This window comes from Allohahella sp. A8 (assembly GCF_047946665.1).
Lineage (GTDB): Bacteria > Pseudomonadota > Gammaproteobacteria > Pseudomonadales > Oleiphilaceae > Allohahella.
Map to the genome: position 1 here is coordinate 2826598 of NZ_CP172312.1, position 12825 is coordinate 2839422.

Sequence of the window (12825 nt, forward strand, 5' to 3'; positions counted from 1 at the left end):
AACAAGACCATCTACGGGAGTAGCCGAATGCTGTTCACCCAGGAACATAATGAAATCCGTCGGACTGTGCGCCAGTTCGTCGAGCAGGAGATAAACCCCAACGTTGCGCAGTGGGAAGCAGATGGCCGTTTTCCGATGCGCGATATCTTCCGGAAAATGGGCGCACTTGGTCTTCTAGGCATCCATAAGCCTGAGAAGTATGGTGGTCTTGGCCTCGACTACTCGTACAATCTCGTGGCTGCCGAAGAGCTCGGTACGGCATGGGCCGGTGGCATCCCGCTTGCTATCGGGGTCCAGACCGACATGTGCACCCCGGCCATTGCCCGTTTTGGTTCTGATGAGCTCAAGCGCGAGTTCCTGGCGCCGTCCATTACCGGCGAAGCCATCGGCTGCATCGGCGTCAGTGAAACCGGCGCCGGTTCAGACGTTGCCGGACTGAAGACCACGGCACGCAAGGATGGCGACGATTACATCATCAATGGCCACAAGATGTGGATCACCAACTCGCCGCAGGCCGATTTCATATGTCTGCTGGCAAATACCAGCGATGATAAGCCTCACAAGAACAAGACACTGATTGTCGTGCCGATGAATTCCCCAGGAATCACCCTCTCCAAGCACCTCGACAAACTAGGCATGCGTTCCTCTGAAACGGCGCAGGTCTTCTTCGATGACGTGCGTGTGCCGCAGCGATATCGCGTTGGCGCCGAGGGTACGGGGTTCATGCTGCAGATGCTGCAGTTTCAGGAAGAGCGGCTCTGGGGGGCTGCCAACACTATCAAGGCGCTGGAAAACTGCGTGAACGAGACAATCAATTACTGTCGCGAGCGCAAGACTTTCGGCCAGCCACTGATCGACAACCAGGTCGTTCATTTCCGACTCGCCGAGCTGCAGACTGAAATTGAATGTCTGCGGGCTCTCACCTATCAAGCTTGTGAACTTTATGTCGCTGGTAAAGACGTGACCAATCTGGCCTCTATGGCCAAACTCAAGGCTGGCCGACTCGGCCGCGAAGTGACGGACAGCTGTCTGCAGTATTGGGGTGGCATGGGTTTCATGTGGGACAACCAGGTCTCGAGGGCCTTCCGTGATGTCCGGCTGGTGTCTATTGGCGGTGGTGCTGACGAAATCATGCTTGGCATCATCTGCAAACTGATGGGCACACTCCCCGGCAAGAAAAAATCGCCTGTCGCCGCCGCACCGGCAGTCGCCAATGCAGAGCTCGCTTCACAGGAGGCGTTGAAATGAATTTCCCGAAAACCGAGGCCCTGAAACTGGACTTTTCAGCTGGTGTCCTGCGGGTCGTGCTCTCACGTCCCCAGGTACGGAACGCCATGAGCCTGCAAATGGTCAAGGAGCTGATTGCAGTCTTTGGGGTTGTTGCCTCAAGAAACGCAACTGATCTGTCAGCTGACATGGTACGTGTCGTAGTCATTTCCGGTGAGGGGCAGCATTTCTGTGCAGGTGCGGATATCAGCGACATGGCCGGTGCAAGACAGCGCGCCTCATCCGATAAAGGCCGAACTACAGCCGCTGACAATCTGCAGCAGACCAGCGCCCAGCAAATCGCAGCAGACCCATTTGCTGCGCTGAATCGCGCCTTTGGCACAATGCTCATGACCATCGACCAGGCACCCTGCGCCGTGGTCGTTGCGCTTGATGGTGCAGTGCTTGGCGGCGGGTTCGGTCTTGCCTGCGTAAGCGATCATGCCATTGCCGCGCCCGACACCCGCTTTGGCCTACCTGAAACCAGCCTCGGCATTCTGCCTGCCCAAATTGCGCCTTTCGTGGTGCGTCGAATTGGGCTCACTCAAGCCCGTTCGCTGGCACTTCTGGGTCGCCGCTTCGGCGCCGATGAAGCACTGAGACTCGGGCTGATACACGAAACAGTAGAATCCGCAGATGCGCTTGAAGACCGTGTCGACGCCGTGATTGCGGAAATACGACGCTGTGCGCCGCGAGCCAGCCGGGAAACCAAAGCTCTGCTGCACCGGGTTGATCCGCCTTCGTCCGAGCCATTGCAGGATATTCTCGATGCGGCTGCATTGAGCTTCAGTGCGGCTGTGCAGAGCGACGAGGGTGCAGAGGGGACCATGGCCTTCATGCAGAAACGCAAGCCACGATGGGAGGCTGACCAGCAATGAGTGATAGCGAAGCGAAGGTACATCAGTTCGATAGCATACTGGTCGCGAATCGTGGCGAAATTGCCTGCCGCGTCATTCGGACGGCGCAACGACTGGGCTATCGTGCTATCGCTGTCTATAGCGAACCTGATGCCGATGCCGCTCACGTGCGTCTCGCGGATGAAGCCTATGCCCTGCAAGGTTCCACCAGTAGCGAAAGCTATCTGGATATTGCGCAGATCGTGGCGGCCTGCGAAGCCACCGGCGCCGGCGCGGTGCACCCTGGCTACGGTTTTCTGTCGGAAAACACAGCCTTCGCCAGTGCCTGTGAGGCCGCTGGCGTCATCTTCATCGGACCACCTGCCGCCGCGATCGAGCTTATGGGCAGCAAACGCCTTTCCAAGGTCGCCATGCTGAAAGCCGGTGTACCCTGCATACCCGGCTACGAAGATGCTGCACAGGATACCGAGACACTCAAGTCTGCAGCAGACGCGATCGGTTACCCGCTGATGATCAAGGCTTCCGCTGGCGGCGGCGGCCGCGGCATGCGGCTGGTGCAAAAGGCAGCAGACTTCGAGGCACAGCTCAAGACGGCTCGCTCCGAGGCACTGAACGCCTTCGGCAGCGACGAGGTCATTCTGGAAAAGGCAGTCATCGAGCCACGTCACATCGAAATTCAGGTCATGGCAGACCGCTACGGCCACACCATCCATCTTGGTGAGCGTGACTGTTCAATACAGCGACGGCATCAGAAAGTCGTCGAAGAAGCGCCCTCTCCTGTAGTGAGCGAAGCGTTGAGACAGCAGATGGGCGAAGCAGCCGTTCGTGCCGCCAGTAGCTGTGGCTACTTTGGCGCTGGTACTGTGGAATTCCTGCTGGACCGCAGTGGAAGCTTCTACTTCCTCGAAATGAACACCCGCTTGCAGGTCGAGCATCCGGTAACGGAAATGGTGACAGGCCTGGACCTGGTCGCCATGCAGATCGAAGTGGCGGCCGGTCGTCAGCTGAAACTTCAGCAGAGCGATATTGTGCTCCGTGGTCACGCCATAGAAGTTCGAGTCTACGCGGAAGATCCTTCACGCGATTTTTTGCCCCAGACCGGGCATATTGCGCTATGGCAGCACCAGGGTAAAAGCGTTGACGAGCTTGGTCTTATCACCGACTTCAGCGGCGCACCGACTGCTGTAGCTGCACGTAGCGGCGGTCTGCGAGTGGACGATGGCTTTCTGAGCGGTCAGACAATATCCCCATATTATGACCCCATGCTTGCCAAGGTTATCGGCTTTGGACCGGATCGCGAGACGGCACGCCGTCATCTGTTGAAGGGACTGGACAACATGACGCTGTTTGGTCTGACCAGCAATCTTTCGTTTCTCAGTAGCATCCTCCGCAACAGTGAATTCATCAGTGGCCGCACCACCACCGCCTTCCTTCAACAACAGAGTCAGGCACTAGGTGTGGAGCAGGATGAAGCTGGACTGGCGCTAGCGCTGGCAGCGCTCGTAATCTACCTCAAGTCCGATCCTCGCGCGGCTGGCCTCAAGGCAAGCGGCGCACTGGCCATTCCTGTTGCGTCAAACATTATCCTGCAGGCCGAAGACAGTGAAACATCCGCACAAGCTGTGAGAATCCGCCGGATAGCCGCCGCAGGTCAGACGAGGCAGCAGCAGTCAGAGCCCATCTTCGAAGTCACGGCTGAACATGGCCGGCATGAGTTCCGTGTGCTGACGACAGAAGCTGATGCCATCATGGTGGTCATAGACAGGCGTCGGATTCGTGTCCCTTTCATAATGACCGGACCAGAAGGCGGTCGCAGCGTGTGGCTCAAGGTGAGAGAAGTGAGTCACACTTCGCACCACGCGTTTACCGATGTCACTCGCCAGCGAAAGAGTGCGACCGCCAGTGTTGGTGATGGCCGGATTTATGCTTCAATGGACGGACTGGTCATTGCCGCTCACGCAAGCGAAGGAGACATTGTGAAACAGGGCGAACTGCTGTTCACGCTGGAAGCCATGAAGATCGAACATCCGCTCACCGCCAATGCTAGCGGCCGTCTGGCGGCGGTCCATGTCAGCGCGGGCGCTCAGGTGAAGGGCAGACAGCTTCTTGCGGAAATCGAGATTCAGTCCGATGAGTGAAGGCGAGCGAATCGGTCTGACTGATATTGTCAGAACCTTGCCCGCAGTGGTCCGGCGACTGCCATCCATTCTGAAGGGGGTCTATTATTTCGCCCTTATCAGAGAGCAGGCCGATCTGACAATGGGCGACATTCTGATCGATAACGCCGATAAACACGGCGACGTCACGGCGATTCTGTACGAGTCACGCGCGATCACCTACAGGCAGCTCAACACACTCGTCAACAAGACTGCCAACTATCTCCATGCCATGGGTATCGAACGGGGCGACGTCATTGCCCTTAATATGCAGAACCGGCCTGAGGTACTCGCGGTAATCATGGCCGCCGCCAAACTTGGGGCGGCCTGCGCAATGATCAATACAGCCCAACGGGGTGAAAGTCTCGTTCATTCTCTCACCCTTACGCGACCACGCGCCGTCATTATGGGCGAAGAACAGATGGAGGCGTGGGACTCCGCGATCGCGGCTGCGACTTCACCGGACGTCCTGGATTTTGAGTTCAAGCTGTTCGTACCTGATATCGATATCCTCAGCGACAGTGCCTTCAAGCAGTGGAAACGGCGTCACAAGACCCCTGAGCGTTTCGTCAACATTATTACCGCTGTAGACAGCTATCGTTCCGATGAGCCGAGGATTCTCAATCGTCCGGTAGCTGGAGACACTGCCGTTTATCTGTTCACCTCCGGCACGACCGGCTTGCCCAAGGCAGCACCGAGCAGTCACCTCAAATGGTTCAAGGCCTATGGTGGCTTTGGGCACATGGCGCTTGCGCTCAAACCTGATGATGTCGTGTACGTCCCATTGCCGCTTTATCACGGCACAGGCCTGCTTGTCTGTTGGGGTGCTGCGTTGGCTGGTAGCTGTGCAATCGCTATTCGGCGCAAGTTCTCGGCCACCCAGTTCTGGGATGATGTCCGTCGCTTCGATGCCACGGTCTTTGGCTACGTGGGCGAGCTGTGCCGCTATCTTCTCGCGCAGCCCCCAAGTCCCCGGGACAGGCAGCATCGACTGACAAGGATGATAGGCAACGGCCTTCGCCCCAGCATATGGGTGCCATTCAAAAGACGCTTTGGTATCAAGCAGGTATCAGAGCTCTACGCGGCCAGCGAAGGCAACATCGGTTTCAGCAACTTCCTGAATCTTGACAACACAGTAGGCTTTTCGACAGCACCCTTTGCACTTGTTCAGTATAAGGAAGGGACCCGTGAGCCCGTCAGAAACAAGCGGGGGCTTCTGACCAAAGTTGCCCAGGGCGAACCTGGCCTGCTATTGGGTGAAATAACCGACCGGTGGAAGTTCGAAGGCTACAGCCAGTCAGAGGCTACTGAGCAGGCCATCGTGCGTGACGCGTTTCGCAAGGGCGATGCCTGGTTCAATACTGGGGACGTCTTGCGAAACATAGGCTGGCGGCACCTGCAGTTCGTCGACCGGATGGGCGATACATTTCGCTGGAAAGGCGAGAACGTTTCGACGACAGAGGTCGAGAATGTCCTTGACGATTTTCCGAACATCGGCGAGGTCATCGTGTATGGCATCGAACTACCAGAGGCCAGCGGTCGGGTGGGTATGGCCACCGTGACATTGTCAGATGATGCGGCTGGACTCGATACCAACGCCCTGCTGGTTTATCTGGAGGAGCGTCTGCCTCGATATGCACTTCCCGTCTTTCTGCGCGTTACGCCTGAAATAGAGAAAACCGCTACGTTCAAGTACAAAAAAGTGGACCTCAAGAAGCTCGGGTACACGCCCCGCTCCGGAGATGCACTGTATGTTCTCCACCCCGACAAGAGCACCTACGTACGTCTCACACTCGCCTTGGCCAAACAGATCGATAGCGCTACACTCCGCTTCTGAAGCGGGAGACCAGTCTGCTACGTAGCTCTGGATTGAGCCATCTGGCATCCTGCTGATTGTAGGCCGATCTGTTCCGGTGTCCTGGATCGATCGCCGTCATCAAGGGACGTACGATTTATGGCAAGGACGACGCCGCACTATTCCAGCTTACCCTGCCCTTGGTACCAGTGGGTGCTCATGGGTTTCATGCGGCTGGCGATCGTGGCCTGTTTACTATTACCCACTGGCGTCAAGCACGCAGCCGCCAAGATCGATGCTGAGCTTGGCGGCGCGCTGTCGGGCAAGGAACTGCTCTATCTCGAGGATGTCGAGGCCAGACTTTCGAAGCATGAAGCGCTGGACCGACTGCATAGCTTCAAGCCGTACTCACGCAGCACAGTGAATCTGGGATTCACTGACTCTGCTTACTGGCTCTACATTCCCCAGCTCCTGGAAACCAGTGCACTCAAGGAGCATGCCACATATTATCTCGAAGTCGGCTACTCGCTGCTCGATCACGTCGACGCTGTAGTACTTGCGCGACCGGCAGGCGCCCAGCAGTCCTTCGGTGAGGCCAGACATTTCCACACCGGGGACAGGGAAATTTTTCCCCAGCGTCCAGTGCCGCACCCCAACTTCGTCTTCCCTATCAATGTTCAGCCAAACATGGAGTATGCCGTCCTGCTGCGCATCAAGACAGATTCGGCAGCGCAGGTTCCCCTCGATCTCTGGACGCCCGCTGGCTTCAGCAAGAGCACCTTCGATCAGGCTGTGTTTTCCGGCGGACTGATCGGCATTATCGGGATCATGGCGCTGACGAACCTACTGCTCTACCTCTCTGTCGGCGATCGCTCCTATCTCTATTTTGCCTTGTGCATGACAGGTTATGCGCTCGTACAGGCTTGCACACTTGGCCTGGCTTTCCAGTATATCTGGCCGTACTCCGTGTTCCTTCAGGAAAAGGGGCTGATGCTGGCCGTTAATTTTACCTTTGTGGCACTGGCGCTGTTTACACGGGAGTATCTCAGCCTTGAAAGCTTCGCTCCGCGGGCGGCGACGCTACTGAAGGCGCTGGCGACCGCCAATGCACTCATTTGTCTCCTGGTTACTGTCCTGCCCTATAGTGCTGCGGTGAAGATCACGATACTGAACCTGGGCTTCAGCCCGTCCATCAATTTCTGCGCAGGTGTATGGCTACTGCTACATGGTTACAGGTCGGCTCGCTTCTTTGTTTTCGCGTTTTCGATCTTCATCATTTCGGCTGTAGCTTTCATTCTGAGTAAATTCGGCCTCATAGACCGCTCGCTGCTTACCGAGTACAGCGTTCACTTTGGTGCCATTACCACAGTCTCACTGATGAGTTTCGCGCTGGCTGATCGGATCCGAATCGAACGAAAATTGAAGGAGGAGGCGCAGGATGCCGCAATTCGCCATCTCGACAGCTACCGCACTATTTACGAACACTCGCTGGAAGGCTTATTTCAGCTGGATGACCAGGGGGCCTTGCTGGTCTGCAACTCGGCTTTCCTCAAGCTTATGGGCGCTCATAGTAAGGCTGAACTCGTTACGCTCGCCCCCACCATGAAGCGCTTGATTCCGGAATCGGCTGAGGAATTCAGGCTGCTGTACCAGCGCCTGCAGAAGAGAGGTCACATCATTGGCTACGAAACCAGCTGCAGGGATCTGCTAGGCAACCAGTTCTGGGGCACGCTGAATATCCATACTGTGCAGCTTCCAAATGGACGCATCGGATACGAGGGGTCTCTAACCGACATTACCGACCGTCGCCGACACCAGGACCAGCTCAAGTACTATGCGGAGCACGATGCGCTCACAGGGTTAATCAACCGGCTCGAGTTCGAAAAGCAGGTTCAGCGTGCGATAGACACCGCGGCGACGGGTGAACATGAGCATGCGATGCTGTTCATGGACCTCGACCAGTTCAAGATCGTCAACGATACAGGCGGACATTCGGCTGGGGACGAGCTGCTCAGACTATTGGCATCCGAGTTCTCCACGATCGTGAAAGATAGCGATACCATCGCCCGCTTCGGCGGTGATGAATTTGCCATTCTGCTGAATGATTGCGACCTGGACGAGGCAAAGAAGGTAGGCGATCGCCTGCGTGCAGCGGTCGCCGATTTCAGATTCGCCTGGCAGGGAAAGACCTTTGCGATTGGCGTCAGCATCGGGATTGTTGCCATCACCAGGGAAATTGCGACCATAGAAAATCTATTCAGCCTGGCCGACACGGCCTGCTACGCCGCGAAAGATGCCGGTCGAAACCGGGTCGTTGTGCACTCTGATGCCAGTCATGCCGTCCGTATCCGTCAGGGTGAAATGATCCTGGTTGGCGAATTGCGCAACGCTATCAAGGCGGATCAGTTACGGCTATATACCCAGCCCATACAGGCACTGCAGCGTCCCCAGAAAGGCGTAGCTTACGAATTACTCGTACGCTTTGAGGCCGGTGACCAAACCCTTTTACCAGGCGCATTCCTGCCAGCGGCCGAGCGCTTCAACGTGATCAATCTTATCGATCGCTGGGTTATCGAGCACTATTTCGAGTTCCTGAAACAGAACCCTCGGGCCCTCGAAACACTGAGTCAGGCCAACATCAACCTGAGCGCACAGACTATCGGCGGTGAAGACTTCCAGCAATTTCTGACTACGATGTTCAAACGTTTCAACATTCCTGAAAACAAGATCTGCTTCGAAATTACTGAATCGGCAGCGGTGGCCAGTCTCACCGATACCAAGCATTTTCTGATGAGCATGCGTCGCAACGGTCTGAAGTTCGCGCTCGATGACTTCGGTAGTGGCTTCTCCTCTTACTCCTACCTGAAGAGTCTGCCGGTCGACCTGCTCAAGATCGATGGCAGTTTCGTGCGGGATGTCTTCGAAGACCCTGTTGATCTGGCGATGGTGAAATCAATAACGGAGATCGCCCATTTGACCGGCATGGGCGTGTGTGCAGAGTATGTGGAGAGCAAGGCGGTGCTCGAGCTGATGACCCACCTCGGCGTAGACTATGCGCAAGGCTTCTACATTGGCCAGCCCGAGCTGCTGTTCAGCGGCTCAGGACAGCGTCTGCCTGAGCCGGAGGTTCAGTAAAGGCTATTCTTCGCTGGAAGAACACTCGGCCGCAGCCGGGGAATGCTTGCAGCGAACCTTCTTCATGAGGCGGAGCGCCTTTGCGTCGTAAAGCCCTTCCTTCATCAGGGCGATGCGACTGTCGCGCATGAAGTTCCGGTATTCTTCCTTGCGTTCTTCAGGCAGACGTATCCAGTTTTCAGCGGGAATCTCGCTCTGTGCCTGCTGCACCATTGACTGAAACTCGCTGAAGCGCTGCATTAACAGGCTACGCATCAGTTGACCGAAACCTTCCGGAAATTTTTCCCAGGCGATGACAATCTGCATGGAGGTCTGTAGCAGGGGAAAGTCCAGAATCCCCCCACCCGACTGCAGGCCCTTGTAGAGCTCCATGGTGTTATAGGCAACAGCCGGCGCAAAAATCACATCGACGCTGCCATTATTGAACTGGCCTGAGAAGTTGGCCAGTGAAGAACCTACCACTGAACCACCGATGCGGCGCACCATGTTCATTGCTACAGGATCATTCTCGAATACCGCCATCTTCTTGCCCTGAAGCTCTTCCACGGTGTCGACCGAGCGGTCGCGTACGAAGATGAAGACCGAGCCGATAGGCAGTATACCGGCCACCTCATATGGCCCCTGGCGCATCAATTTGGCCGCCTTGGGCTGCGCCAGCGTGGTCAACAGCGTCTTGAGTTCCTTGTCGCCTGGAATGGCACCGATGGCACCGAGCGTTCCGGTGAAGGCATTGAACTGTCGCGCGTTCACTTCGGTGATCAATACGCCGTCACAGTTCCCGCCCTTGAAATCATTGGCAGCGATGTTTTCGTCGGTGTAAGCCTGAATATTCAGTTTCACGCCAATGGCCAACATGGCAGGCTGGGCATTCCGAACAAGGCTCACAATGGGGCCTGACGAGCCTACCGGGTCCCAGATGCAAAATGTTCGTTCGACCATGCCCGTCATCGGGGCGCCAGCTTGAGCCGGTGCATCGGCCTTTGCAGCAGGTGCAGCTGTTTCGGCAACCACTGGCATGGCCAACAAGGACACAACTAGCGCAGCTGCTGCCCGAAGACGCAGGCGATATCCTGCGGATTGGCTCCGGAATGGTATCGGCCTGGCAAAGCCCTTCTGGGTTGAATCACTGATTGGCATAGTCATACTTCGAACGTCCATAAATACTCAGCTATTGTTGTGCGATTGTGATGGTTCTGGGCCGGAAGCCAGGCTGCTAGAAGCGCCGGATGAGCTGGTTGGTCTCTGTCTCCAGCGCCTTGTTGATCTTCCACTGCAGATAGAATGCCTGAAAGAGCACAGCAAGTATGGGCCCGCTCCACAAGGGCTGACCTTTTTCGACCGCCAGAAGCTGGTTCAGGCGATTGCGGATCTTGTAAGACCAGATCGCCGTCAGGATCAGGACGATATTGCCAAAGATCTGCACGGCTACCCACACCCCTGGAAGCGGCTGCGCGGCCAGACTTTCTACCGTGGCACCTTCCGGCACCTGCAGTGCCTCCGGGAAATACACACTGGCATAAACAACAAGGCCTATATAGACAATGTAGGCTGCCACCACGTTATTGATGAACGTGCTCGAGATTGGATTTTCAGGCAGTGCCTCGTTCAGTTTCTTGGAGCGATGCCAGTGCCAGTACATGAAGTACAGGCCTTGAGTAAGTATCGTGAGGCCCAGCACGTACCAGACGCTAAAGCTGTTGAACACTGCGATGCCGGGCCCTTTGTCCTGATGAGGGGGCTCGTTCGAGGTATTATTTTCTCCAGCCTCGAGGCGGCCGTTTTCCGATGCTGATTCCCTGCTGGAATCTGACTGCGTCGAGCCGTTGGCAGGGGATTTTGGCGGAGTAGACGTATCGGGACGCGATTCTGGATCTTCCGGAAAAGAGGACATGACTATATGCGGACCAGAGGTTTGGTGTATTGAAAAGGGATCGGAAATCCGATGGCAAACTGATAGCGAACTCAGTTCGCGAACTCTCTGAGTTTTACATATCAACTACACTTAGTAAATCAAATACCGTCTACGGAGACCGTGATGTCAGACACCTTCCCGCCATCCAGTTTCTCCAGTGATCGCAGGCAAGAGGGCCTGCAGGAGCGGGATCGGCAGCACGGCTGGTGGCTGCTCGCACTCGCTCTGGGGATCGCAACCGCGTTCGTATGGTTTGCCTGGCAGAGCAATGAACGGCAGGCGATGCTGGAGCGAACATTGTCCAGGCTCGCTGCCGACACTGGCCAGCTGGCTGACGATCTTGACGACTCGAGCAAGGCGCGGGCGGAACTCCTTGAAACAGTGAGGTCACTGAAACGGTCGGAATCGCAGACAGCGGACACTACCGGGATCGCTGAAACCGAGACCGACATTGTAGCGCGTCTGCAAAACGAGCTCGAAACACTGCAGACAGAGCTGGCCTCTACCCAACAGGCCCTGCAGCTGAGTGAGGCGGTCAGAACTGAGCAGGCTGAAACACACGCAGCCGAGCGCAGCAGGAATGCTGCCGATTGTCGGTCAGGTCATGAATCAGAGGCGATATCTGTGTTTTAATGCTGCGCAATAACAAACTACACAGTTGCACAGCCAGGAATGCGTCAGATGTCAGTCATATCCAAACCCGGTCGACAGGTTAAGCCCGTCTACAGCCGCTCGTCCGCCTGCCCGGTCTTTGGCCGTGTGTTCTCTGTTTACCTGTCGCTGGTCGGCTGGCTGTTTGCTGGCAGCGTCACGGCCAACATCGACCTGACCCGTTTGCCCGACACTGAAGTGCCATTGGCGACGGCCAAGTTCCTCAGTGCCGAAGACGGGGAAAGACTGGCGTACCGTCAGTACATTCCCCGAAATGCAAAGGCCTCAGTAGTACTGCTGCACGGGGTGGGTTTCCACAGCGGCATTGGACTCCAGCATCTCGCCTTTCCCCTGGCCGCCGAACATGATGTTGCGGTATACACACCCGATCTCAGAGGTCACGGCCGCTCTGCTGGTGACGCGCTCAGCCCCGGCCGCGTGAATACCCTGTGGCAGGATATGGATACTGTGCTGAACTTTGTTCGATCACAGGACAAGGTTCGCCCCCTGGTGATCGTGGCGCATTCGAGTGCGGCCAGGGTGCTGTTAAACTATATGGCCTGGAAGGTAACGCCGCGATTTGATGGCATTGTATTCATAGCGCCGGATCTGGGTGAGTCGGCCGAGCTCTACCGCAGCAAGGAGAGCAACTACTATGAGAGCGTTCTGCTGGGCAGCCTTACCGGCAAACTGACCTTTGGCTTCGGCTGCAGCGGCTGTGTCGCCGGCAAGGTCCAGCACAGCAACGAAAACACCTTTGCCCACCCCGGTCTCGTCAAGGAATACAACTTTGCCTTCGCCAAAGCCCTGGCGCTGAGCAAACCCTACATGGCGGTACGTCGTCTGCGAATTCCGTTCGCAATGGTCGCTGGCAGCAGTGATGAGTACATCCAGGGCGGACGCACGAAAATGTATTTCAAGCAGAACGGCCGGACGCCATGGATGCGTGCCAACGAACTCATCAAGGGCGCCAGCCATTTTTCTGTGCTGACCGAAGCTGACGACCTTGTGGCGAAATTCATCGACGGCCTGGACGTCAACGGCTCCTGATCT

9 protein-coding genes are annotated in these 12825 nt (G+C 56.4%); 7 read left to right on the plus strand and 2 right to left on the minus strand.

The window, feature by feature from the left end; translation table 11 throughout:
- Positions 1 to 27 precede the first annotated feature (27 nt).
- The 5 genes from atuD (at position 28) to ACH3PB_RS12670 (ending at position 9209) form a co-directional block, all read left to right on the plus strand.
- Positions 28 to 1248: a citronellyl-CoA dehydrogenase gene (gene atuD, locus ACH3PB_RS12650; protein WP_416395360.1), complete on the plus strand. Its 1221-nt coding sequence runs from the start codon at positions 28 to 30 to the stop codon at positions 1246 to 1248.
- Entirely contained in the window at positions 1245 to 2144 is a 900-nt protein-coding gene (locus ACH3PB_RS12655; RefSeq protein WP_416395362.1) for an enoyl-CoA hydratase/isomerase family protein, read from the plus strand. The genes atuD and ACH3PB_RS12655 overlap by 4 nt, the downstream gene beginning before the upstream one ends.
- Positions 2141 to 4261, plus strand: a complete 2121-nt coding sequence (locus ACH3PB_RS12660; RefSeq protein ID WP_416395364.1) for an acetyl/propionyl/methylcrotonyl-CoA carboxylase subunit alpha — start codon at positions 2141 to 2143, stop codon at positions 4259 to 4261. The genes ACH3PB_RS12655 and ACH3PB_RS12660 overlap by 4 nt, the downstream gene beginning before the upstream one ends.
- Positions 4254 to 6116, plus strand: a complete 1863-nt coding sequence (locus ACH3PB_RS12665; RefSeq protein WP_416395366.1) for a long-chain-acyl-CoA synthetase — start codon at positions 4254 to 4256, stop codon at positions 6114 to 6116. Before ACH3PB_RS12660 ends, ACH3PB_RS12665 begins: the two co-directional genes overlap by 8 nt.
- A 117-nt stretch (positions 6117 to 6233) precedes the next feature.
- Positions 6234 to 9209: an EAL domain-containing protein gene (locus ACH3PB_RS12670; RefSeq protein ID WP_416395368.1), complete on the plus strand. Its 2976-nt coding sequence runs from the start codon at positions 6234 to 6236 to the stop codon at positions 9207 to 9209.
- A 3-nt stretch (positions 9210 to 9212) separates the two neighbouring features.
- On the opposite strand, the gene ACH3PB_RS12675 is transcribed toward ACH3PB_RS12670, so the two are convergent.
- Both ACH3PB_RS12675 and ACH3PB_RS12680 read right to left on the minus strand, forming a co-directional pair.
- Positions 9213 to 10352 carry a putative solute-binding protein gene (locus ACH3PB_RS12675; protein ID WP_416395370.1) on the minus strand — a complete coding sequence of 380 codons (1140 nt, stop codon included), beginning with the start codon at positions 10350 to 10352 and terminating at the stop codon, positions 9213 to 9215.
- Between the two features lie 70 nt (positions 10353 to 10422).
- Positions 10423 to 11100 (minus strand): DUF4234 domain-containing protein, encoded by a 678-nt coding sequence (locus ACH3PB_RS12680; protein ID WP_416395372.1) that lies wholly within the window; start codon positions 11098 to 11100, stop codon positions 10423 to 10425.
- A 144-nt stretch (positions 11101 to 11244) separates the two neighbouring features.
- On the opposite strand from ACH3PB_RS12680, the gene ACH3PB_RS12685 reads away from it, so the two are divergent.
- Together ACH3PB_RS12685 and ACH3PB_RS12690 are read left to right on the plus strand one after the other, a co-directional pair.
- Positions 11245 to 11754 carry a hypothetical protein gene (locus ACH3PB_RS12685; protein WP_416395374.1) on the plus strand — a complete coding sequence of 170 codons (510 nt, stop codon included), beginning with the start codon at positions 11245 to 11247 and terminating at the stop codon, positions 11752 to 11754.
- A gap of 48 nt (positions 11755 to 11802) precedes the next feature.
- A complete protein-coding gene (locus ACH3PB_RS12690; RefSeq protein ID WP_416395376.1) occupies positions 11803 to 12822 on the plus strand; it encodes an alpha/beta hydrolase in 1020 nt (339 codons plus the stop codon).
- The last annotated feature ends 3 nt before the right edge of the window (positions 12823 to 12825 follow it).